The organism is Sodalis sp. RH20 (assembly GCF_047324205.1).
Taxonomy (GTDB): domain Bacteria; phylum Pseudomonadota; class Gammaproteobacteria; order Enterobacterales; family Enterobacteriaceae; genus Acerihabitans.
Window position 1 is genome coordinate 843,008 of the sequence record NZ_CP178733.1, and the last position, 22,659, is coordinate 865,666.

General features: G+C 53.4%; 19 protein-coding genes and 1 other annotated feature. Of the genes, 11 read left to right on the forward strand and 8 right to left on the reverse strand.

Going from position 1 to position 22,659, the window contains the following annotated elements; all coding sequences use genetic code 11:
* The first annotated feature begins 538 nt into the window (after positions 1-538).
* The 11 genes from cpsG to ACL2XM_RS04025 all read left to right on the forward strand — a co-directional run bounded on the left by cpsG (position 539) and on the right by ACL2XM_RS04025 (position 15,127).
* A complete protein-coding gene (gene cpsG, locus ACL2XM_RS03975; protein WP_413723241.1) occupies positions 539-1,924 on the forward strand; it encodes a phosphomannomutase CpsG in 1,386 nt (461 codons plus the stop codon).
* A complete protein-coding gene (locus ACL2XM_RS03980) occupies positions 1,918-2,715 on the forward strand; it encodes an ABC transporter permease (protein ID WP_413723240.1) in 798 nt (265 codons plus the stop codon). The genes cpsG and ACL2XM_RS03980 overlap by 7 nt, the downstream gene beginning before the upstream one ends.
* Positions 2,715-4,019 (forward strand): ABC transporter ATP-binding protein, encoded by a 1,305-nt coding sequence (locus ACL2XM_RS03985; protein ID WP_413728019.1) that lies wholly within the window; start codon positions 2,715-2,717, stop codon positions 4,017-4,019. The genes ACL2XM_RS03980 and ACL2XM_RS03985 overlap by 1 nt, the downstream gene beginning before the upstream one ends.
* Before the next feature lie 14 nt (positions 4,020-4,033).
* Entirely contained in the window at positions 4,034-6,313 is a 2,280-nt protein-coding gene (locus tag ACL2XM_RS03990) for a methyltransferase domain-containing protein (RefSeq protein ID WP_413732436.1), read from the forward strand.
* A gap of 4 nt (positions 6,314-6,317) precedes the next feature.
* Entirely contained in the window at positions 6,318-8,303 is a 1,986-nt protein-coding gene (locus ACL2XM_RS03995) for a glycosyltransferase family 4 protein (RefSeq protein WP_413732438.1), read from the forward strand.
* A 127-nt stretch (positions 8,304-8,430) separates the two neighbouring features.
* Positions 8,431-9,564: a glycosyltransferase family 4 protein gene (locus ACL2XM_RS04000; RefSeq protein WP_413723236.1), complete on the forward strand. Its 1,134-nt coding sequence runs from the start codon at positions 8,431-8,433 to the stop codon at positions 9,562-9,564.
* An 8-nt stretch (positions 9,565-9,572) separates the two neighbouring features.
* Positions 9,573-10,682 (forward strand): glycosyltransferase family 4 protein, encoded by a 1,110-nt coding sequence (locus ACL2XM_RS04005; RefSeq protein WP_413723235.1) that lies wholly within the window; start codon positions 9,573-9,575, stop codon positions 10,680-10,682.
* A 215-nt stretch (positions 10,683-10,897) separates the two neighbouring features.
* A complete protein-coding gene (gene gndA / locus ACL2XM_RS04010; RefSeq protein WP_413732440.1) occupies positions 10,898-12,304 on the forward strand; it encodes an NADP-dependent phosphogluconate dehydrogenase in 1,407 nt (468 codons plus the stop codon).
* A 267-nt stretch (positions 12,305-12,571) separates the two neighbouring features.
* Positions 12,572-13,570: a hypothetical protein gene (locus ACL2XM_RS04015; protein WP_413732441.1), complete on the forward strand. Its 999-nt coding sequence runs from the start codon at positions 12,572-12,574 to the stop codon at positions 13,568-13,570.
* 745 nt (positions 13,571-14,315) lie between these two features.
* Positions 14,316-14,549, forward strand: a complete 234-nt coding sequence (locus ACL2XM_RS04020; RefSeq protein ID WP_413728025.1) for a hypothetical protein — start codon at positions 14,316-14,318, stop codon at positions 14,547-14,549.
* A 50-nt stretch (positions 14,550-14,599) separates the two neighbouring features.
* Entirely contained in the window at positions 14,600-15,127 is a 528-nt protein-coding gene (locus ACL2XM_RS04025; RefSeq protein WP_413732443.1) for a hypothetical protein, read from the forward strand.
* A gap of 87 nt (positions 15,128-15,214) precedes the next feature.
* Here the strand turns inward: ACL2XM_RS04025 and hisIE are convergent, their stop codons facing one another.
* Genes hisIE through hisG form a run of 8 tightly spaced genes read right to left on the reverse strand, consistent with a single transcriptional unit; the run spans position 15,215 to position 22,329 of the window.
* Positions 15,215-15,826 carry a bifunctional phosphoribosyl-AMP cyclohydrolase/phosphoribosyl-ATP diphosphatase HisIE gene (gene hisIE, locus ACL2XM_RS04030; protein WP_410014384.1) on the reverse strand — a complete coding sequence of 204 codons (612 nt, stop codon included), beginning with the start codon at positions 15,824-15,826 and terminating at the stop codon, positions 15,215-15,217.
* Positions 15,820-16,593 (reverse strand): imidazole glycerol phosphate synthase subunit HisF, encoded by a 774-nt coding sequence (gene hisF, locus ACL2XM_RS04035; RefSeq protein ID WP_410014385.1) that lies wholly within the window; start codon positions 16,591-16,593, stop codon positions 15,820-15,822. The genes hisIE and hisF overlap by 7 nt, the downstream gene beginning before the upstream one ends.
* Positions 16,575-17,315: a 1-(5-phosphoribosyl)-5-[(5-phosphoribosylamino)methylideneamino]imidazole-4-carboxamide isomerase gene (gene hisA / locus ACL2XM_RS04040; protein WP_413728027.1), complete on the reverse strand. Its 741-nt coding sequence runs from the start codon at positions 17,313-17,315 to the stop codon at positions 16,575-16,577. The genes hisF and hisA overlap by 19 nt, the downstream gene beginning before the upstream one ends.
* A gap of 3 nt (positions 17,316-17,318) precedes the next feature.
* Positions 17,319-17,909: an imidazole glycerol phosphate synthase subunit HisH gene (hisH, locus tag ACL2XM_RS04045; RefSeq protein WP_410014387.1), complete on the reverse strand. Its 591-nt coding sequence runs from the start codon at positions 17,907-17,909 to the stop codon at positions 17,319-17,321.
* The gene (gene hisB, locus ACL2XM_RS04050) at positions 17,909-18,976 is read right to left on the reverse strand and encodes a bifunctional histidinol-phosphatase/imidazoleglycerol-phosphate dehydratase HisB (RefSeq protein ID WP_413728029.1); all 1,068 of its coding nucleotides are present in this window, start codon (positions 18,974-18,976) and stop codon (positions 17,909-17,911) included. The genes hisH and hisB overlap by 1 nt, the downstream gene beginning before the upstream one ends.
* Positions 18,973-20,064 carry a histidinol-phosphate transaminase gene (gene hisC / locus ACL2XM_RS04055; RefSeq protein ID WP_413732444.1) on the reverse strand — a complete coding sequence of 364 codons (1,092 nt, stop codon included), beginning with the start codon at positions 20,062-20,064 and terminating at the stop codon, positions 18,973-18,975. Before hisC ends, hisB begins: the two co-directional genes overlap by 4 nt.
* Positions 20,064-21,422: a histidinol dehydrogenase gene (gene hisD / locus ACL2XM_RS04060; RefSeq protein WP_410014390.1), complete on the reverse strand. Its 1,359-nt coding sequence runs from the start codon at positions 21,420-21,422 to the stop codon at positions 20,064-20,066. The genes hisC and hisD overlap by 1 nt, the downstream gene beginning before the upstream one ends.
* A gap of 7 nt (positions 21,423-21,429) precedes the next feature.
* Complete coding sequence (gene hisG / locus ACL2XM_RS04065; protein ID WP_410016774.1) at positions 21,430-22,329, reverse strand: ATP phosphoribosyltransferase; 900 nt, start codon at positions 22,327-22,329, stop codon at positions 21,430-21,432.
* A 35-nt stretch (positions 22,330-22,364) separates the two neighbouring features.
* Positions 22,365-22,485, reverse strand: a sequence feature (His leader region).
* Positions 22,486-22,659 lie beyond the last annotated feature (174 nt).

Below are 22,659 nucleotides of genomic sequence, written 5' to 3' on the forward strand. Positions count from 1 at the left end.
GCAAACGTCACTGCGCGATCCATTAGGGTCGCGCAGTGCGTATCTGAGACAAATCAATGTGCGGGCAAGGGCATCAAAAGCTTTTTTGTAAACCCGCAACCGGTTTCCCCGCCAAGATTTCGCTACTACGACAAGAAATAACGCCGCCTTTGCCGGTTAAAACCCATCGGTCCGTGCAGGTTAACCAGCGTTTATGGCTATAATTTAATCATTCGTGCTTATTCTCCGGAGGAAATGCGATATCACTTCCTGTTATCATAGGCCGCTGAATTACGGCCGGGCATTTTCATAAGGATTTCGCAGCCCGGGATACTTCTTCGGAACTATCCGAAGTTAGCTTTGATAAGCGAGGTAAGGTTAGCCCGATTTGACGACTGATGTATAATTTGCCCCCTGAACTGTGTCCGCGTCGCCTGGACCGGCCTATGAGCCGCAGACCGCCGTTGGTTGCCTGGGGGCGAGAGGGTGCTCATCCCACAAGTTTATTTAACTAAATCAAGACCATAATCAATGGCCGATCTGGAAATTTGAGGAAAACATGTCTGCTCTATCTTGTTTTAAAGCTTATGACATCCGCGGGAAACTGGGTGCTGAGCTTAACGACGACATCGCTTATCGTATCGGCCGCGCTTATGGCGAGTTTTTGCACCCCCGCACCATGGTTCTGGGCGGCGATGTACGCCTGACCAGCGAATCACTTAAACATGCGTTGGCCGAAGGGCTGCGGGACGCTGGTACGGCAGTGCTGGATATTGGTGTGAGCGGTACGGAAGAAATCTATTTTGCGACCTTCCACCTTGGCGTAGACGGCGGTATCGAAGTGACAGCCAGTCATAATCCCATGGATTATAATGGCATGAAGCTGGTGCGCGACAAGGCTAAACCGATTAGTGGCGATACCGGTCTGCATGATATCCAGCGGCTGGCCCAGGAGAATAAATTCCCGCCGGTGGATGCGGCAAAAAGGGGCGGCTATAAAAAAATCGATATCCTTAATGATTATATATCGCATCTGATGGGTTATATCGATCCGAAAAATTTTGTTCGTCCTATGAAGCTGGTTGTTAACTCAGGCAATGGCGCAGCAGGGCGCGTTATCGACGGTATCGAAAACCGCTTCCGCCTCGCGGGTGTCCCTGTGGAATTTATTAAAGTTCATCATCAGGCGGATGGCAATTTCCCTAATGGGATCCCCAACCCGCTTTTACCTGAATGCCGTCAGGATACAACCGATGCGGTCAAACTTTCTGGTGCTGATTTTGGCATAGCGTTCGACGGTGATTTCGATCGCTGTTTCATGTTTGACGGCGATGGACGTTTCATAGAGGGCTATTATATTGTCGGCCTTCTGGCTGAGGCTTTCTTGAAAAAACAGCCTGGGGCGAAGATCATTCACGATCCGCGTCTCACCTGGAACACTATTGATATTGTTACCGGAGCCGGTGGCAAGCCGGTCATGTCCAAGACCGGCCACGCGTTCATTAAAGAGCGCATGCGCAAGGAAGACGCTATTTATGGCGGAGAAATGAGCGCCCATCATTATTTCCGCGACTTCTCATATTGCGACAGTGGTATGATCCCCTGGCTACTGGTGGCGGAGCTGGTGGCGGTAAAAGGCCAGTCGCTGAGCGAATTGGTGAGTGATCGGATGCGGGCCTATCCGGCTTCCGGCGAGATCAATTTGAAATTGAATAATTCTCAGGCGGTTATTGCCGGCATTGAACAAAAATACGCTCCGACCGCGTTGCATATTGATAAAACCGATGGCCTCAGCCTGGAGTTTGCCCAGTGGCGTTTCAATCTAAGAACATCTAATACTGAACCCGTGGTGCGTTTGAATGTGGAAGCCAGAGGTGATGCGGCATTGATGGAAGCGAAGACCACTGAAATCATGACTTTGCTCAATGGTGACAGCCAATGCTGAACGGTCTGATCGGTGGCGTCGCCCGCTATCGAGGGTTCATTATAGACAGTATCAAGCGCGACTTTCAGTCCCGTTATCAGCGCAGTTTTTTGGGCGCGCTATGGCTCATTTTACAGCCGGTAGCGATGATTTCTGTTTATACCCTGATCTTTTCCGAATTGATGAAAGCAAAACTGCCGGATATCAGCGGTCCTTTTGCCTACAGTATTTATTTATGCTCAGGGGTGTTGACTTGGGGTTTATTTACCGAAACTCTGAATGGGCTGGTTAACATATTTCTTACTAATGCTAATATTTTAAAGAAGCTTAGCTTTCCACGTATTTGCTTACCGATAATTGTCTCGGCATCCGCTTTTATTAACTTTTTGATTATTTTCGGTTTATTTATTATTTTCTTGGTTTGTACAGGCAATTTTCCTGGCCTGGTATTTTTTAATGTTATCCCCATATTACTATTGCAGATGGTGTTTGCCGTCGGGCTTGGTGTTATCTTGGGGGTCATGAATGTTTTTGTGCGCGATGTCGGTCAGTTTGTTAACATTATTTTGCAATTCTGGTTTTGGTTTACCCCTATCGTTTATGTTAGTAAAACCCTACCGGATTGGGTTAGAGAGGCATTGGTGTATAACCCTATGGCGGTGATTATCGGGTCTTATCAAAATATACTGCTCTATCATAAAAGCCCTGAATGGTTGACGTTGCTACCGGTAACGATTGTGTCTTTAGTGCTGTTTTTTATCGGTTGGCGTATGTTTAAGAAGCATTCGGCCGATATTGTGGATGAGTTATAATGACCATTATTTCCGTACATAATGTAGGCAAGGCCTACAAATATTACTCTTCCAAATGGTTGCGGCTGATAGAGAAACTTGATCCGGCAGCTAAGGAACGCCACCAAAAAAAATGGGTGCTCAAGGATATTTCTTTTTCTATTGAAGCCGGAGAGGCTGTAGGTATCGTTGGGGTTAACGGCGCCGGCAAAAGCACGCTGCTAAAATTACTAACCGGCACAACGCAGCCGACCTGCGGAGAGATTAACATCAATGGCAGAGTTGCGGCCTTGCTTGAATTAGGCATGGGCTTTCATCCAGACTTCACCGGACGCCAAAATGTCTATATGTCAGGTCTTATGATGGGGTATAACCGCAACGATATCAATAATCTGATGCCGGAAATCGAGAAATTCGCCGATATTGGCGAATATATCGATCAGCCGGTACGCATCTACTCAAGCGGCATGCAAATGCGATTGGCCTTTGCCGTAGCCACCGCATCCCGTCCGGATATTTTGATCGTTGATGAAGCGCTCTCTGTCGGCGACTCGCGTTTCCAGGCGAAATGTTATGAACGTATTGCCGGTTACAAAAAGCAAGGTACCACGTTGCTGTTGGTCTCCCATAGCGCGGGGGATATCGTTAAACATTGCGACCGCGCTATTTTTCTCAAAAATGGTTCCATTGAAATGGATGGACCTTCCCGCGATGTCACCAATCGTTATTTCGACGAATTGTTCGGCAAATCTGTTGCCAAAAATGGTGTCCCTGAGACTGCAGCAGATAGCCCCGAGACGCTGTTTAGCCTCAATACGCCCACTGGCGATAACTTAGCCGATCTGTTTTCATCCCGTCACGGTTACCGCGCGGAAGAATACCGCTGGGGGCAGGGTGGTGCCAAAATCATAGATTACGATATTCGCGCGGGGGGTATTAGTTATCCCTCTAGTATTGAAAGCAATACTCAAACCGACTTTTATTTCAAAGTCGCTTTTGAGCAAGATTTTGATAATGTGGTTTTGGGTATTCTGATCAAAAGTCTCGAGGGGTTGTTTTTATATGGTAGCAATTCATATTTGAGTTCCCGCGGGCGCGTAACTACGATTTCAGTCAAAGCCGGCGATGTCAGGGTTTATAAATTCAGCTTTCCGATGAACCTGAATCAAGGTGATTATCTCTTATCCTGCGGCGTATCGTCCGGTCATCCTCAAGGGGAGGTCGTTCCCCTTGACCGTCGTTATGATTCGATAATACTGCATGTTGGACGGAATATTGAATTTTGGGGCGTAATTGACCTTGAATCAACATTCGAAATTTGTTAATTGGATCGAACCAGATGACAACGACAGATAAACGCATACAGCTACTTGTGTCTGAGCTCCCCGAAGTATATCAGGCAATTTATGGTCACCCGGAATGTGCTCAGGAAGCGTCCAGGAATTGTTTTGATCGTTTAAAGGTTATCGATGGGGTGTATGAACACTTATCGGCAAAACTGGGGCGTCCGCTGCGGGTATTGGATTTAGGCTGTGCCCAGGGATTTTTCTGCTTAAGCCTGGCCGCCAAAGGCGCCAGTGTGAAGGGGATTGATTTCCAGCAGCAAAATATCGACTTGTGCCGCGCCCTGGCCGCGGAAAACCCTCAACTCAAGGTGTCGTTCGAGGTAGGGCGTATCGAGGATGTTATTGATGCGCTCTCGCCCGGAGATTATGACCTCGTTACCGGACTGAGCGTCTTTCATCATATCGTACATTTACACGGTGTGGATAAGGTCAAGGCATGGTTGAAACGGCTGGCGGATTGCTCCGAGGCCCTTATACTGGAGTTGGCGCTGCGCGATGAACCGTTGTACTGGGGTCCCTCTCAGCCTGAAGATGCACGCGAACTCATCGCGGATTGCGCTTTTTATCATCAGTTGACAAGTTTCGATACTCATCTTTCGAGCATCACCCGTCCTTTATATGTTGTAAGTAACAAATATATCATCCTGGATGATATTTTTGCCCTCTTTACTGAGTGGCGCGACTGGCCCTATAAAGCGGCGCAGGGGGCCCATAAAGGAAGCCGGCGTTATTATTTTGGGCATGATTTTGTTTGTAAGGTTTTTAACTTTGATATTAAAGGCAGCAAACTTTCCGCTATGGAAAGCCAACGCAATCGTGATGAGATAGCCAGCGAAAGCGCTTTTTTAAAGCAACCGCCGGCGGGTTTTCCCGCACCGGAATTTCTTGGCGGTGGCATCAGCGAATACGATGGCTGGCTTATGATGGAGCGATTGTCTGGAGAGCTGTTGCTGGATTTATTGAGCCGCCGTGCGCCCCTCAATCATGAGACGCTGCTCAATTCTCTTTTGGTTCAACTTACCGCCCTCGAACAGGCCGGTTTGTATCATGATGATGTGCGTAGTTGGAATATACTGGTTAACGATAACAGTGAAGCGCGTCTGATCGATTTGGGTTCAGTCGCGACTGAAAAGACCGATTGCGTCTGGCCCCATGATCCTTTTCTGGCGTTTTTTATTCTGGTTAATGAAATATTTAACCCGCCGGAAATTAAAATTAATTTTTCCCGGCCCTTTGCGCTAAGCCCTTTTAACCTGCCGGAGCCGTATGATAATTGGCTGTACGCAGTGTGGCAGTTGCCTAAAGCACAATGGTCCTTCGAGACTATGCTGGCATTACTGCAATCACGCGTGTCTTTGCCTGCACCCACAACGGATAATTACGGTTTTAATCAATGGATTGCTGCGGTTGAAAGAGGGATGCAAATGTATCAAATACATTTACACGATATGGAACTATCGTTAGCGGAGCGCATTGATCAACAGGATGTCCGCGTCGAATTGCTGGCACAGGAAATGCGCAAGGGGATCGCCGAGTGTAAAACGGCTTTGGATGAACGGATCCCATTTGTTGATGAAATACTTGCTACGCTTCACAGTAATGGTGAAATGTCGGAGCAGAAAATTTTCGATTTGAGTCAAGAATATGCTTATATCCAACAGAAACTGGCCGAGAAAGAAAGCCTCAACGCAGCGCAAAGCGGCAAAGCCAGCGACAGTCTGCGCGATTTATTGACTGAAACACAAAATATCAACATGCGCTTTGCTGAGATGCTTACTGCTGCAGGGGAACGCAACGACAAACTAAGTGATATCATTGCTGGCGAAGAACAGCAAATCAAACAGTTATCGGCGATCAATCAGGATTTGGCCCATCGCCTTGAAGCGATAACCCAAAGTAACTCCTGGCGTTTCACATTCCCTTATCGCTACGCCGGCAACCAGTATCATTTGTTGCGCCAGTATGGCGCTAAGCAACGTAGCAAGCATGCCATCAGACGAATACTGAAAGCGGCATTTTACCGTATTCAACAGCGGCCGGTCATGAAATCCCGCTTGAGAATAATGCTTAATAAAATAGGAGCATATAATGCAGCGCTCCGTCTTTATCGCCGTATCTACCCCGAAGCTATCGAGCCGGTGATCGTTGAGCAGGCAATTAATAATGAAATCGTTAAAACGCAACTACAATCGCAGTTAATCGATCTAAAAAACGTGCCGCGGCAGGTACAAATTATATTCAATAAATTAAAAAACGATAATAAAGAAGGTTGATTAAATGCATATTCTTATTGACGTGCAGGGATTGCAAACACAAAGCAAATTTCGGGGTATAGGACGCAGTACTTTGGCCATGAGCCGGGCAATCATACGCAATGCCGGTGAAAATCGAGTAAGTATACTGGTTAACGGTATTTTTCCTATTGATAACATTGAAGAAACACGGCATCTTTATCAAGATATATTACCTGCCGAGGAAATATTTACTTTTTCAGCCCATGGACCAGTGGTCGCTTGCCATGCTGAAAATCAATGGCGTCATCAAACGGCGGAAGAGTGCCGTAATATTGCGATTGCCAACATTAATCCTGATATTGTTTTTGTTATCAGTTTCTTTGAAGGCCATGTTGATGACTATATTGTCTCTATTCCTGACTTTCCGGTAAAATGGCGTACCATTTGCGTTTGCCATGATTTAATACCATACCTTAATAAAGAAGTGTATCTTGCTGACGCTAATTTCAGAGGCTTTTACCTTGAACGTTTGCATGAATATGAATATGCGGATGCGATTTTTGCGATTTCTAATTCTGCAGCTGATGAGGTTAAACGCTTCACGTCCATCGATCATAAACGGATTTTTAATATTTCATCAGCGGTTGAACCTGAATTTTGCCGCCTGGAGTTAGATAGCCAAGCCAGGGCCCGATTAAAAGAACGTTATAATTTACCCGATGAATATCTGCTTACGCTCGCTATGATCGAGCCGCGTAAAAACATTAATGCATTACTTCAGGCATTTGGCATGTTGTCCGAGGAATTGCGAGATCGTTATCCCTTGGTGATGGCGTGTAAGATCCGCCCCTACGATTTAGAACGTACGCTTGAGATGGTGGAAAAATATGGTATCAAGCCTAACCAAATTGTATTTACCGGCTATTTGCCTGATAGTGATTTGATAGCCTTATATAACACCTGTAAATTGTTTGTTTTCCCGTCGCTGCACGAAGGATTTGGGTTACCTCCCCTGGAGGCCATGAGTTGCGGTGCGGCCACGCTGAGCTCTAACGCTACCAGTTTGCCGGAAGTGATCGGCTGGTCAGAGGCGATGTTTGATCCAAATGATGTCAATGCCATTAAGGCAGTAATGGAACGCGCTCTGACGGATGAGGATTTTTTCTTGGCGCTTAAAAAGCATGCCCTGACCCAGTCTGGCTTGTTTTCATGGGATCGTACCGCCCATATTGCCTGGGACAGTTTTGCGCACATAATGAATACGCCAAAAATGTTTCGAGTCTTTGACGGCACGCCTGAGCAATCGACGGATGATATCCTTAATCGCATGATGTCGAAAACGCATCACCTCAGTGATACGGATAAACTCGGCACGGCATGGGCTATTGCACGCAATAATTTCAGCCAGCACCAGCGGCAATTAGCGATAGATGTATCACGCTTTTTGCAACCGCTTACCACAGCTGCAGCGCCGGCGCCGTTAGAAGCGCTGACGGCAAGCTTGCTGGCCGGCAATGTCCCTGGTTATCAGGTCAGGGCCATCAGTTGCAATGAGGCGGGATACTATCATTATGCAAATCGCTACCAGGCTGCTCATCAGGGGCATGATTGGGGGGATGATGAGCCCATTTTATTAAAAAAAGACGATATTGTGCTGGTCAACGTGCCGACCAACGGCGTTTTTCCCCTGAATACTCAACAGTGGGATACGTTGAGGCGCGTCGGCACAACGGTTTATTGCCTTCTTCAGGAACAAGAGATTTTTATCAACGCTGCGGATGCCGATGCCGACCGGCAGACGAACAACCGCCCTGTATTGAGCGCCCTGGCGAGGCATACCGACGGTATCATTTGTGCTTCTGATCATCAGGCCGATCAACTGCGGTTGTGGTTAAAGGAATGTGCTGAAGAGGTGATGGCAAACCCTTACCTTAACGTTTGCGCGTTGAATGCTGCCGGGCTTAACCTTCCGCAGGACACACGGCTGTTATTAAATAAACTGCCATTATTACGACCGGCTGGAAAATAAACAGCCACTGTACTGTCCCGCCAGTGGCTTAGGGCGCAGGCGGGAGTACGTTTAAATTCTATAGGGTGCGGGTATAAAGCGTATCGCATCGGTTTTGTATCCATAGATGAGAATGGAAATAATCATAGTGAAAATTATGTTTTCCACCGATGCCATCAAGTACCCCCTTACCGGGGTGTGCCGTTACGCGTTGGAATTACTGAAACAATTGCAACAAAGCAGTGCTATCAGTGAATTGAAATATTTCAACAACCTGAAGGTGGTCGATGCATTGCCCGATCATGCCGATAAAGCGCTGCCGTCGAGTCCGCTGAAAGAATGGCTAAAAAAACGTGCAACATTGATTGAAGTCTACCAGCATCTTTACCCTTTGATGCAAAAGAGAGCGTTGCGCGATTACCGCGATTATATTTATCATAGCCCGAATTACTATCTGCCCGCCGGCCTTGACCGCGCAGTAACCACGTTCCACGACATTTCGATTTTTACCTGCCCGCAATACCATCCCCGCGAGCGGGTTCGTTACATGCATAAAGCTATGCAGGCCAGCCTAAAGCGCGCCAGTCGCGTCATCACTGTGTCTGATTTTTCCAAACATGAACTAGCCAACTATTTTAATTACCCCAGTGAAAAAATCGATACGACCTATTTGGCCTGTAGCGCGGAATTTTATCCCAGGGAAAGCGCGCAGTTGCAGCCGCTGCTGACAAGGCTTGGCCTGACCGAGCAGGGATATACCCTGTTTACCGGCACCATCGAGCCGAGGAAGAATATCGCCACGCTGCTTACCGCCTATGAACGGTTGCCGCAAGAGGTAAGGATGCGCTATCCGTTGGTGCTTTGCGGCTACCAGGGCTGGGGCAGCGAGGAGGTGCATCGGCGCTTTGAACGTGGCCAGCGCCAGGGGTGGCTGCATTATTTAGGTTATCTCCCTAACCACGACCTGCCCTTATTATTTGCGGCGGCGCGGGTGTTTGCCTTTCCGTCACTATACGAAGGTTTCGGCCTGCCGGTGCTTGAGGCAATGGCCTCCGGGGTTCCCGTGGTCTGCTCCAACGCCGCCTCTTTGCCGGAAGTGGCCGGCGACGCCGCCAGTATGTTTGACCCGCTGGATGTGGACGCATTGACTCTGGCTCTTGGCACCAGCCTTGAAGATGAACATCAACGCGCGAGTGCGATAGCCGCCGGCCTGGCGCGCGCGCGGCAATTTTCATGGCAGCGTTGTGCTGCGGAAACGATTGAAGCCTACCGGAAGGTCTGAATCCTGTTATGTTGAAAATACTTCACCTTTATAAAACCTATTATCCCGATTCTTACGGGGGAATTGAACAGGTGATCTTCCAATTAAGTGAAGGGGCGTTTGCCAGCGGCATATCATCAACCGTTCTGGCGCTTAGTCCAAACGGGTCCAGTGATAGCAAGCCGTTTTACCGCCACCATGTCGCCTATAGCGCCATCAGCTGGCAGTTCGCTTCCACGCCTTTTTCCTATAAAGCGATTGGTCATTTTAAGGCCCTTGCCGCCGGGGCGGATATTATTCATTACCATTTTCCCTTTCCATTTATGGATATAATGCATTTTGTCGCCGGAATTAAAAAGCCGACTGTCGTGACCTACCATTCCGATATCGTCAAACAAAAGGCGATGCTGCAGCTTTACCGGCCGTTAATGAACCGTTTTCTGACCAGCGTTGACCGTATCGTGGCGTCATCGCCAAACTATGTGGACAGTAGCCCTGTTTTGCAGCGCTTTTTGCCTAAAATAAGCGTTATCCCCTTTGGTTTGGATCCGGCGTCGTATCCGCCGGCCAGGGATGAGCTGCTTGAGGCATGGCGATCCCGTATCGGCGGGCCTTTCTTTTTGTTCATCGGTGCGTTTCGTTATTACAAGGGCCTGCAAACTTTGTTGGTCGCGGCTAAAATCAGCGGTTATCCGGTGGTGCTGGTCGGCGTCGGTCCCATGGAAGGCGAGTTGAAGCAACAAGCGGCGCAACTGGGGCTGAGAAATATTCATTTTCTCGGTGCGCTGCCGGATAAGGATAAGATTGCTTTGCTTACGTTATGCTACGGTATCGTCTTTCCATCCCATCTGCGCTCAGAAGCCTTCGGTATTACTCTGCTGGAGGGGGCAATGTTTGCCAAGCCTATGATTACGTGCGAGATTGGTACCGGCACCACGTTTGTTAATATTCACCATGAGACCGGCTTGGCGGTTCGTCCTACCGATCCCGAGGAGTTGGCCGATGCCATGCGGCAGCTCTGGCATAATCCTGTACTGGCGCGGCGTTATGGCGACAACGCCCGGGAGCGTTTCGATGCGATGTTTACCTCGGCGAAAATGGTCGAGAGTTATATCAGTTTGTATCGTTCTTTACTGTAGACGTTTTCTGGCATGTCATACACGCTCGCGGCGGCAAGCCAGCCGCACCGTTATGTTGGCATGGAATGCGTAACGAACAGTGACTATCGCACCAATAACTACCCGTCGCCCGTAAAGCTGGGTTAACATATCATCCACATTTTATAACCTGCCGGCCAACGTGCGGCCGCAGGTGGTTCATACTTAAGACACATACTTCAGACAGGAGTTGCTTAATGTCCACACAACAGATCGGCGTAGTCGGTATGGCGGTAATGGGGCGCAATCTGGCGCTGAACATTGAAAGCCGCGGTTATAGCGTGTCCATCTTCAACCGTTCGCGCGAAAAGACGGAAGAAGTGATCGCCGAGAATGCCGATAAGAATCTGGTGCCTTACTACAGCCTGGAAGAATTTGTCAATTCACTGGAAAAACCGCGGCGCATCCTGCTGATGGTCAAAGCCGGCGAAGGCACCGATAAAACCATCGACTCGCTGAAACCCTACCTGGAAAAAGGCGATATCCTGATTGACGGCGGCAACACTTTCTATCGCGATACCATTCGCCGTAACCGCGAGCTGTCCGCGGAAGGGTTCAATTTTATCGGCACCGGCGTTTCCGGTGGTGAGGAGGGCGCCCTGAAAGGCCCTTCCATCATGCCCGGCGGGCAAAAAGCCGCTTACGACCTGGTGGCCCCGATACTGGAAAAAATCGCCGCGCGCGCCGAAGGCGAAGCCTGCGTGGCCTATATCGGTCCGGACGGCGCCGGTCATTATGTTAAAATGGTGCATAACGGCATCGAATATGGCGATATGCAGCTGATCGCGGAGGCGTATGCGCTGCTTAAGAATGCCCTGGGCCTGAGCAATGACGAGTTGGCCGCCACCTTCAGCGAATGGAACAAGGGCGAGCTGAATAGCTATCTGATCGACATCACCAAAGATATCTTCACCAAGAAAGATGAAGAGGGTAACTACCTGGTCGATGTTATCCTTGATGAGGCCGCCAATAAAGGGACCGGCAAATGGACCAGCCAGAGTTCGCTGGATCTGGGCGAACCGTTAAGCCTGATTACCGAGTCCGTGTTCGCCCGCTATCTGTCGTCGCTAAAAAATCAGCGCGTCGCCGCCGCGAAAGTATTATCCGGTCCCGCGCCGCAAGCCTTTAGCGGTGATAAAAAAGAATTTACCGAGAAAGTCCGCCGGGCGCTCTATCTGGGTAAAATCGTCTCTTATGCCCAAGGGTTTTCCCAGTTGAAAGCCGCGTCGCAAGAAAATAACTGGAACCTGAACTACGGCGAGATCGCCAAGATCTTCCGTGCCGGTTGCATTATCCGCGCGCAGTTCCTGCAGAAAATCACCGACGCCTATGCCGAAAACGCCGACATCGCCAATCTGCTGCTGGCGCCTTACTTTAAAAAGGTGGCCGACGATTATCAGCAGGCGTTGCGCGACGTGGTGGCCTATGCGGTACAGCACGGCATTCCGACCCCGACCCTTTCGGCCGCCATCGCCTATTACGACAGCTATCGCTCGGCGGTATTGCCCGCTAACCTTATCCAGGCGCAGCGCGACTATTTCGGCGCGCATACCTATAAGCGCACCGACAAGGACGGCGTGTTCCATACCGAATGGCTGGAATAAGACTGCCCGGCAAACCACTGTGCTGGGTGCCGGTGTAAGCCGTCTGTAACCCGGCGGTGTAGGGCATAGGCACCGTCGTGATGTCATCGTAAACCGTCCGCGAAACCGGGCGGTTTTTTTATGTTTGCTTCCTGAAGAATCGAGGGGGGTTCAAGAATTAACTTCTGTCGCGCAGGCCGGATGCAAAGCACCGCCGCATAGCGTAAATATACCTGCCGCTACCATAAAAAACGGGCTAACCTTGCCAATCATAAAGAGGAACATGCCATGCTGCGTTCGCTATTATGCTGTCATTCCCCAAGTGAGCCTGAATCTGTTGCCCCGCCGGGCGTTGCCAACGCGTTTTCATCCGGGAGCTGCATTCCCGGCGCGCTGGCACGGGGAATCAATGCCGTTGCCAACCGATGCTCCCAGGCGCTGCGCATGGCGCCGCCGCTTGAGGCCGCAGGCGAGGCGCGCCCGCAGGGCCTGGATACCTTATCCATGGAGCTTTTAATGCGTATCGGCCATTCTCTCTCGCCTGGGGATTTACTCAGATTATCCTGCGTTAATAAAACATTATATGAGCGGCTGAAAACGCAGCGGGATAGCATTAATCTAACCCGCAGCCTGGCGCGCCGGTGCGGTTATCCGCGTGTGAAAATGCTGATGGGCAGTGACGACACTCCGGGTGTCCTGGCCGCGTTTCCTCCTCACTGCCAGCTGGCGCCGGTTTTGCGTATCATTGAAAGGGTGAGCCCCCCGGACGAGGCGGCGGCGGAATGGCTATATCAGCGTCTTAGCCAGATTATCGACGCCTGGCCGGATTCACTACAAAACCAGGGCTGGACGGCGCTCAGTTATTACCGCCTGCGGGGATTATCCGCCTGCGCCCTGGCCGATGCCTGCAAAGACCTGTTACGTAAGGGGCCGGCGCTGTCGACGGTATGCCGTGAGCATGTCGGCGAAAATATCCTTTACCATTTCAGGCTATTGCGGCAGCGGGATCGAGGTGAGATTATGCTGGGGTTGCTGGCGCTGACGGTAAGCTATCGCCGGCGGACCCGGGAAGCCATACTGGCAGAGCTGTCGCTTGACGTTCTTCATCTCTGCCCGGGGCATATATTACCGGCATTGGATGCATTGCTTGCGGCGGTATTAACCCTGCCCCTGGACGGAAGATTGAGGATCTTCCGTGAACTTAAGTATCAACTGCCCCATATTCTTTTGCCCAGGCTTAATCATCAGGTGGCAATCCGATTGATTAACGCATGGCGGTGTACTTAGGTATAAATGAATAATTAACCTATTCTACCATTTTTATGTCAAGAATACGCGAAAAGGTTGCCCCTTAATAAAGCCCTAAATGCAGTATCAATAGGTCGTGATAATGAAGTGAAAATACCTTAATCATTTTTCAACAAATTCATTAAACCGGATGAAAAAGAAGTGAATATTCAGGATAATTTTACTGCTTCCTGATAATTCGGAGTTATATTGCCACGGACTAATGAATAATAAAATTAATCGCAATAATCTGCGGTTTTTTGACGAAATAGCTTGTAAATATAATCCAAAAATGACGGAAGCATTACCCGTGGCGGCGGCCCGGTATCATAAATTCAAACCGATCGCGGTCGTTGTGCTCGGTGGAAAATAACACATCCGTAATGTTCTTAGACTGTGTTTTTTTGTGTCTCAATCATCAGGAGTATCAGATGCCAAGTTGGTTATACTGTTGCGGTTTTGGCCCCATCACGCGAAAGACGGATAATACCCCGATAGCCGGGCCGGCGCCAACGTCAGGGGGGTTCAGCGCGCTGTCGTTCGCGTCGAACCGCCATGGACCGCCGCTCAGTTTAGTTCCTTCTTATCCACACCCTTTGGATGCGGGATTCCCGGCCGTTCCTGAACTCAAGAACATTAAGGGCGATTCACCGCCTCCCAGCTACACACCGCCTCCCAGCTACAAAAAACTGTTCCCAGCCTCGCCTTCGCTGCGCGGCAGTTCAGAATCGGGCAGCGCCGCGCCATGAAGGCTAACGCCGCAGCCTTAACCATCGTAGCCGGCGCTGAAAGTGAATCTAGCCCGGTCACGACGGCGATGTTATCCATGCAGCAATGGCGCCGCCAAGGGATAAAGAGGCGTTTCATATTTGATTCAGATTTACCTGTCATATTGACGATTTGTTTAAAGTTAGCGCCGGATAATCATGCTGATAATGATTCAATTAACGAACGTATTTGCTCTAAGCATGCCAGGTAAACTTATCAGCAATATTTTTAGTTTAATATATTATAAATAAGGAGTTTACAATGATTTATGATAGTTTAGTTCCTAAAAGTAATGATGCACCTATTCAGCACAGTGTATCAACGAATTCAGACAATAATGCATTTTTTTCATCTCTGCGCGATAAGCTGACCGGGGTCGCCAATGCTTCCCAGCGGCCGTTGCCCGAGGGTCTGCTTGCGCGTATAGATAATAGCCGGGGAGGCGAAGATATCGATGAAGCATTATTTAATGATATTGGCGCTTATTTGCAAAGGGTAAGGAACGAATACCCGGATGACGCCACCCGTCCTGAAGCGGCCGCAGCTAATGATGCCGGCAATAAACCGGCCGGATCAGCGACCTCTTTTTCTTTGGGGCAAAAGGTATTGCGGGAAGCCTCGCGTATTCATGGTCAAATAAAATCGCTGGATAAAGAGAAGTTAAAACATGAAGCTAACCGTATTTTAGAGCAGATAGGGAAGGAAGCTGCGCGTATTGATGCATCGAAGATAGAAGGTGAAGCTAAGCGGTTTGAAAAACAGATTAGCAAGTTTTTTAAAAAGTGGTAACGATTCACCGCGGTTTTACATACCCCCGATCAATGAGCGGGGGCACATAATACGCCTTATCTGCCGCCGGGCGGCTTGCTGGAGCGGTTATTGATGCCGCTCGCGCAGCCGGCCGATAACCCGGCTTAAATCCAGATCCTGATCCTGCAGCAGCACCAGCAGGTGATAAACCAGGTCCGCCGCCTCGTTGGTCAGTTCTTCACGGTCGTGCACCGTGGCCGCCAGGGCGGTTTCCACGCCTTCTTCTCCCACCTTCTGGGCGATGCGTTTGGTGCCGCTGGCATACAGCCGGGCGGTGTAGGAGCTTTCCGGGTCGGCGGTTTTCCTTTGCGCCAGCAGGGTTTCCAGGTTATGCAGGAAACCCCAGTCGGTGGCGGCCGGATAAAAGCAGCTGCTGGCGCCGGTATGGCAGGTGGGGCCGTCGGGGTTGGCCAGGATCAGCAGGGTATCCCCATCGCAGTCGGGATAGATGCCCACCACGTGCAGGACGTTGCCGGAGCTTTCGCCCTTGGTCCACAGGCGCTGCTTGCTGCGGGAAAAAAAAGTCACCTTGCCGGTGTCCTCGGTTGCCTGCAGGGCCTGGGGGTTCATATACCCCATCATCAATACTTCACCGGAAATGGCGTGCTGGACAATGGCGGGCATCATTTGATTTGTTTTATCCCAATCCAACTGGTCGCGCTGCTGTGTGGTTAACATCTGATCTCTACTCCCTGTTGTGCGAGAAAGGTTTTTAACTCGCCAATATTAATTATCTGCTTATGGAATACCGAGGCCGCCAGCGCGCCGTCCACGTCGGCGTCGCGAAACGCCTCAAGGAAGTGTTCGGGCGCGCCCGCGCCGCCGGAAGCGATCAGCGGCACGTGGCACAGCCCGCGGATCAGCCGGAGCTGTTTCAGGTCATACCCGTTGCGCACGCCGTCCTGGTTCATCATATTGAGCACAATTTCGCCGGCGCCGCGTTTTTGCGCTTCCGTCACCCAGTCGGGCGTTTCCCATGTCGTCACCCGGGTGCGGGTTTCGTCACCGGTATATTGATTGACCAGGTAACGATCGGTGCCGCTGTCATGCCAGGTGTCGACGCCGACCACGATGCACTGTACGCCGAACCGGTCCGCCAGGCGGCTTATCAGGTCGGGATCCGCCAGCGCCGGCGAGTTAATGGAAATCTTATCGGCGCCGAACGACAGGATACGGCCCGCCTGCTCCAGGGTTTTAATGCCGCCGGCGACGCAAAACGGGATATCAATCACTTCCGCTACCCGTTCCACCCAGCTCTGGTCCACCACCCGATCGTCCGCGGAGGCGGTGATATCGTAAAATACCAGCTCGTCCGCGCCTTCCTCGGCATAACGCCGGGCCAGGGGCACGATATCGCCGATAATTTCATGATTACGGAACTGTACCCCTTTCACCACCTGGCCGGCGCGCACGTCCAGGCAGGGAATTATACGTTTTGCCAGCATGCGATAGCCTCCTCAACGGTAAATTTGTCTTCCAGCAGCGCGCGCCCGACGATCACGCCCTGGACGCCGGTGCCGCGCAGCCGGGCGATATCCTCCAGGCAGCCGATGCCGCCGGAGGATTGGAAGGCGATAGCGGGCCAGGCGCGGCAGATATCCTGGTAAAGCGCCACGTTCGAGCCGCCCAGGGTGCCGTCGCGGGAAATATCGGTACAGAGTACGTGCTTGAGGCCGAAGGGCTGATACTCGCCAATCGCCTGCTCCAGGGTCATGCCGGAATTTTCCTGCCAGCCGCTGACCGCCACCTCGCGCTGTCCGTCACGGTCGATGCGTACGTCCAGGGCCAATACCAGGGCATCGGGACCAAAACGCTCAAACCAGCGCTGTACCTCGCGCGGCTGGCGGATGGCGGTGGAGCCCACCACCACGCGGGTGGCGCCGGCATCCAGCAATGCCGCCACATCCTCCGCCGTGCGGATGCCGCCGCCAATCTGCACCGGCGTGGGCCGAACGCCGGCCAGCAGGGTTTTCAGCAACGGGATCTGGCGGGCCGCGGGGTCTTTGGCGCCGGTAAGGTCCACCAGATGCAAAAGCTGCGCGCCCTGCCCGACATACTGCTGCAGACGGGCGAGGGGATCGCCGCCGTATTGGCGCTGGCGGCCGTAATCGCCCTGATGCAGCCGCACCACTTCGCCATTTATTAAATCCAACGCGGGAATAATCACCGTTTACATCTCCAGAAAATTCTTCAGCAGTTGAGCGCCCGCGGCGCCGGAGCGTTCAGGATGGAACTGCACGCCGAAAAAATTATCCTGCTCCACCGCCGCGGTAAACGGCTCGCCATAATGGGTCTGGGCTATGGTGGCGGCGCACAGGGGCATGGCGTAGCTATGGACAAAATAGAAGTAGCTGCCGTCGCCGATGCCGCGAAACAGCCGGTTGTCATGATGGGGATGCACCTGGTTCCAGCCCATATGGGGCAGGGGCAGGCCAAAATCGGTCATTTTGTCGATCGGAGCGTCGATAATGCCAAGCGTCGTGATGCCGCCGTTCTCGGCGCTTTCGCGGCCCAGCAACTGCATGCCGAGGCAGATGCCCAATACCGGCTGGGTGCAGGCCTTGATAAGCTCAATCAGGCCGCGCTCACGCAATTGATCCATCGCCGCCCGGGCGGTGCCGACGCCGGGCAGGAACAGCTTGTCCGCATGCAGCACGATATCGGTATCGCGGCTGACCACGGGCTGGTAGCCGAGCCGGCGCACCGCGGCGGTAACCGAGAACAGATTGGCGCAACCGGTATCAAGTATCACGACCTTCATCACAGCACTCCTTTCGAACTGGGCAGGGTGTTGCCTTGCACGCGGATAGCCTGGCGCAGCGTGCGGCCAAAGACCTTGAACAGGCTTTCGACGCGGTGATGATCGTTTTTGCCTTTAGTTTTCAGGTGTAGGGTGCAGGCCATGGCATAAGACAGCGAGCGGAAAAAGTGCTCGACCATTTCAGTGCTTAAATCACCGACGCGCTGATAAGTATACTCCGCTTTATATTCCAGGTGCGGGCGCCCGGAAATATCCAGCGCGCAGCGCGCCAGGCATTCGTCCATCGGCAGCATATAACCGAACCGGCCGATGCCGCGTTTATCCCCCAGCGCCTGGTTAATCGCCTCGCCGAGCGCCAGGGCGGTATCTTCCACCGTATGGTGATCGTCGATATACAAATCGCCCTTGACCGCGATATTCATGCGAAAACCGCCGTGGGTGGCGATCTGATCCAGCATGTGGTCGAAAAAGCCGACGCCGGTATTGATCTTGCTGCCCCCCTCGCGATCCAGCCAGACCTGCACATCGATATCCGTCTCCTTGGTGACGCGCTTGACGTGGGCATGGCGATCGCGGCGGGTGAGCAGGTCGGCAATCGCCTGCCAGCCCAGGGTCTCGGGGTGATAGCGCAGCCCATTGATACCCATATTATGCGCCAGCGCGATATCGCTTTCGCGATCGCCAATCACGTAGCTATTGGCGGTATCGATGCGGCCGTCCTCCAGGTAGCCGGTTACCAGGCCGGTGAGCGGCTTGCGGCAGTCGCAGCCGTCAGACGGCAGGTGGGGGCAAATCAGCACGTCGTCAAACACGATGCCCTGGGAGCGGAAAATCTGCATCATCAGGTTATGCGGCGCATCGAAATCCGCCTGGGGAAAGCTGGCGGTGCCCAGGCCGTCCTGGTTGGTGATCATGACCAGGCGAAAGCCGGCCTTTTGCAGATCCAGCAGCGCGGGAATAACGTTGGGTTCCAGGGCCAGCTTATCCAGGCGATCCACCTGGAAATCTTCCGGCGGCTCGCTTATCAGGGTACCGTCGCGATCGATAAACAGCAGTTTCTGGCTCACATGGCCTCCTTGCGAGAAACGTCGACGTCGCTGCGCAGCGCGCGCAGGGCGTTAACCACCCGCTCGCATTCGCCGCGGGTGCCGATGGTAATGCGCAGACAGTCCCGCAGGCCGGGCTGGGCGCTCTGGTTGCGCAGGATAATGCCCTGATCCCACAATGCCTTGAAGGCGCCGCTTGCCGGGTCAAAGCGCGCCAGCAGGTAGTTGCTGGCGCTGGGATAGACTTCCAGCACGCAAGCGCATTCCAGCAAGGCCGCGGCCAGCCATTGGCGGGTGGCCGCGATCTCCGCCACCCGGGCGCGCATCAGCGCCAGTCCGTCGGCGCTGAGCGCCTGTTCGGCGATATCCGCCACCGGCAGCGGCAAAGGGTAGGGGGCAATCACTTTTAATAGCAGCTGGATCACGTCCGCGCCGGCCAGGGTGAAGCCGCAGCGCAGCCCGGCCAGGGCAAACGCCTTGGACAAGGTGCGCAGGATAACCAGATGCGGGTAGTCGGCCAGCCAGCCGGCCAGCGTCGCCTGCGGGCAAAACTCGATATAGGCCTCATCGGCCACCACCAGCGCGCGTCCCCGGGCCGCTTCCAGCAGGCGCTTGATATCGTCCGGGCGGATAATATTGCCGGTGGGATTATTGGGGCTGCAGATATAAACCAGCTTGACGCCATCCATCTGCGCCTCGATGGCCGGCAGATCCAACTGCCAGTCGTCGCGCGCCGGCACGGTGCGCCGGGCTACGCCGAAGGTTTCGGCGCTGACGCTGTACATGCCGTAGGTGGGCGGACAAAACAGGATGGCATCCCGGCCCGGCTCGCAAAACGCGCGGATCAGCAGTTCGATGGCTTCATCGGCGCCGCGGCAGGCCAATACCTGATCCGGCTGCAGCCCCGCATAGGCGGCGTAACTGTTAATGACCCCCGCCGGCTGGCAGGCGGGATAGCGATTGAGGTTGCCGGGACGCGGTTCAATCGTCGGGGGCAGCGGATATTCATTGGCGTTAAGCCAGACATCCCCTTTGCCGCCGAGGCGGCGCGCCGATTGGTAAGGCTCGAGCGCCAGTACATTGGCGCGCGCCAGTTGGCTGATGGACATTATTGCTCCTTATCGGCCGTTAACGGCGCAGGGGTGGATGAGGCGGCCTGGGCCTGGTTAAGCGCGGCGACGCGCAGCGTAACGGCGTTTTTATGCGCGGTGAGCTGCTCCGCCTGCGCGAGGATCTCAATGGTGGGGGCCAGCCCCAGCAGGCCCTGCGGCGTCAGCGCCTGTACCGTCATGCGTTTTTGGAAGTCCGCCAGGCCCAGGCTGGAATAGGTGTTGGTATAGCCATAGGTCGGCAGGACATGATTGGTGCCGGAGGCATAGTCGCCGGCGGATTCCGGCGACCAGTCGCCCAGGAACACCGAGCCGGCATTGGTGATGTCGGCCACCAGGCTTTCGGCGTCCCGGGTCTGGATAATCAGATGCTCCGGCCCGTAGCGGTTGCTGATGGCCACGCATTGGGCCAGGTCGCGGGCTATGATCAGGCGGCTGGCGCTGAGCGCCTGACGGGCGATGGCGGCGCGGGAAAGCAGGGCAAGCTGTGCGTCCGTTTCCAGCGCCACGGCTTCGGCGATGGCCGCGTCGGGGGTCAGCAGGATCACCTGCGAATCCGGGCCGTGCTCCGCCTGCGAGAGCAGGTCGGCGGCGATAAACGCCGGCGTGGCGCCGCTGTCGGCGATAACCAGCACTTCGGACGGACCGGCGGGCATATCGATGGCGGCCCCGCCCGCGCGCTGGCTTATCTGGCGCTTGGCCTCGGTCACCCAGGCGTTGCCGGGACCGAAGATTTTATCCACTTTCGGAATCGATTCGCTGCCGAACCCCATGGCGGCGATGGCCTGGGCGCCGCCCACCTGGAAGACGTCCTGCACGCCGCACAGTTGCGCCGCATAGAGGATTTCATCGGCAATCGGCGGCGGCGAACAGAGGATCACCCGGCGGCAGCCGGCGATGCGCGCGGGCGTGGCCAGCATCAATACCGTCGAGGGCAGCGGCGCGGAGCCGCCGGGAATATAGAGACCCACCGACGCCACGGGACGGGTGAGCTGGCGGCAGCGCACGCCGGGCTGCGTTTCCACATCCACCGGCGGCAGCTGCTGGGCGCGGTGGAAGCAGTCGATATTGGCCACCGCCGTCGCCATGGCCTGTTTTACCGCGGGCGACAGGCGATCGGCGGCCTGGCGGATGGCCAGATCGCTGACGCGTAATTCCGCCGTGGCGATATGGTCGAACCGCAGGTTAAACGCTTTGATGGCCTGGTCGCCGCCCTGGCGGACGCTATCGATAATCTCGCCGACGGCGCTGCTAATGCGATCGGACTCCGCCACCGCGGGACGGGCCAGCAACGCGGCCTGTTGGCCGGCCGAGCAGTCGTCCCAGCGTACCGGCGTGGAAAAAGGGGAGGTGGTCATCGGCCGCTTACTCCATCATCTTTTCAATCGGCAGCACCAGGATTGAGCTGGCGCCGAGGGCTTTCAGGTTTTCCATGGTTTCCCAGAACAGGGTTTCACTGCTGACCATATGCATGGCGACGCGGTGTTTATCGCCGGCCAGGGGCAAAATGGTGGGGCGTTCCGCGCCCGGCAGCAGGGCCACGATCTCGTCCAGGCGTTCGGCCGGGGCGTGCAGCATAATATATTTGGATTCGCGCGCCTGGATAACCCCCTGGATGCGGATCATCAGCTTATCGATCAGCGCCTGTTTGGCCGGCGGCAGTTCGACGTCGCTTTGAATCAGGCAGGCCTTGGAGCGGTAGATCACTTCCACTTCCCGCAGGCCGTTGGCCTCAAGGGTTGCGCCGGTGGAGACCAAATCGCAAATGGCGTCCGCCAGGCCGGCGCGCGGCGCGACTTCCACGGAACCGTTGAGCAGACATGACTTAAAGTTGATGCCGAGTTTGTCCAGGTATTGCTTAAGCAGGTGCGGATAGGAGGTGGCGATGCGTTTGCCCTGCAGGCATTGGGGACCCGTAAAGGGTTCATCCAGCGGCAGGGCCAGCGACAGGCGGCAGCCGCCGAAATCCAGGCGCCGCAGCATGTAATAATGCGGATCCTCGCCCTGGGCGCGGCGATTAAGCAGCTCTTCCTCCAGCACGTTTTCACCGATGATGCCCAGATCCACCACGCCGTCCATCACCAGGCCGGGGATATCGTCGTCGCGCACCCGCATAATATCTATGGGCATATTTTCCGCAAAGGCCAGCAGGCGTTGTTGCTGCAGATTGATTTTAATGCCGCAATGTTCAAGCAGCTGCTGCGTATCCGTGCTCAGCCTGCCTGATTTTTGCATCGCTATCCGTAACCGTGATTTGTCCAAGATACTGTCCTCTGCCTGAAATAAAATGTGTTAAGCCCAAAAAAAAACCCTCGGAAGATATCTTCCGAGGGCTCTCTCTTACATTCTGCGCCACTGGAAGATATTATGTCTTCCAGCACCAAACGCCTGAAAGACTAGTCAGGGTGATGGTGATGATGGTGGTTAAACAGAACGTTGTTCATCATAATTTCCGTTGTACTGGGTTGAGCAGTCTAGGTTGTACTGTCGCGCTGAAAATTACATACGTAGTATTACATTTGTAGCGAGTACAGTAGTAGCATGGCCAGGGTAAGCCGTCTTTAAATCAAAACTAACGATCTTTAGTGGCAAATG

Bases quoted from the DNA above. Each gene is read 5' to 3' on its own strand.
- ACL2XM_RS04025 (WP_413732443.1), top strand. From the start codon at position 14,600: ATGATTTATGATAGTTTAGTTCCTAAAAGTAATGATGCACCTATTCAG.
- hisIE (WP_410014384.1), bottom strand. From the start codon at position 15,826: ATGTTAACCACACAGCAGCGCGACCAGTTGGATTGGGATAAAACAAAT.
- ACL2XM_RS04020 (WP_413728025.1), top strand. From the start codon at position 14,316: ATGAAGGCTAACGCCGCAGCCTTAACCATCGTAGCCGGCGCTGAAAGT.
- ACL2XM_RS03985 (WP_413728019.1), top strand. From the start codon at position 2,715: ATGACCATTATTTCCGTACATAATGTAGGCAAGGCCTACAAATATTAC.
- ACL2XM_RS03990 (WP_413732436.1), top strand. From the start codon at position 4,034: ATGACAACGACAGATAAACGCATACAGCTACTTGTGTCTGAGCTCCCC.
- ACL2XM_RS03980 (WP_413723240.1), top strand. From the start codon at position 1,918: ATGCTGAACGGTCTGATCGGTGGCGTCGCCCGCTATCGAGGGTTCATT.
- hisH (WP_410014387.1), bottom strand. From the start codon at position 17,909: ATGAAGGTCGTGATACTTGATACCGGTTGCGCCAATCTGTTCTCGGTT.
- cpsG (WP_413723241.1), top strand. From the start codon at position 539: ATGTCTGCTCTATCTTGTTTTAAAGCTTATGACATCCGCGGGAAACTG.
- ACL2XM_RS03995 (WP_413732438.1), top strand. From the start codon at position 6,318: ATGCATATTCTTATTGACGTGCAGGGATTGCAAACACAAAGCAAATTT.
- gndA (WP_413732440.1), top strand. From the start codon at position 10,898: ATGTCCACACAACAGATCGGCGTAGTCGGTATGGCGGTAATGGGGCGC.
- hisD (WP_410014390.1), bottom strand. From the start codon at position 21,422: ATGACCACCTCCCCTTTTTCCACGCCGGTACGCTGGGACGACTGCTCG.
- ACL2XM_RS04015 (WP_413732441.1), top strand. From the start codon at position 12,572: ATGCTGCGTTCGCTATTATGCTGTCATTCCCCAAGTGAGCCTGAATCT.
- ACL2XM_RS04005 (WP_413723235.1), top strand. From the start codon at position 9,573: ATGTTGAAAATACTTCACCTTTATAAAACCTATTATCCCGATTCTTAC.
- hisF (WP_410014385.1), bottom strand. From the start codon at position 16,593: ATGCTGGCAAAACGTATAATTCCCTGCCTGGACGTGCGCGCCGGCCAG.
- hisC (WP_413732444.1), bottom strand. From the start codon at position 20,064: ATGTCCATCAGCCAACTGGCGCGCGCCAATGTACTGGCGCTCGAGCCT.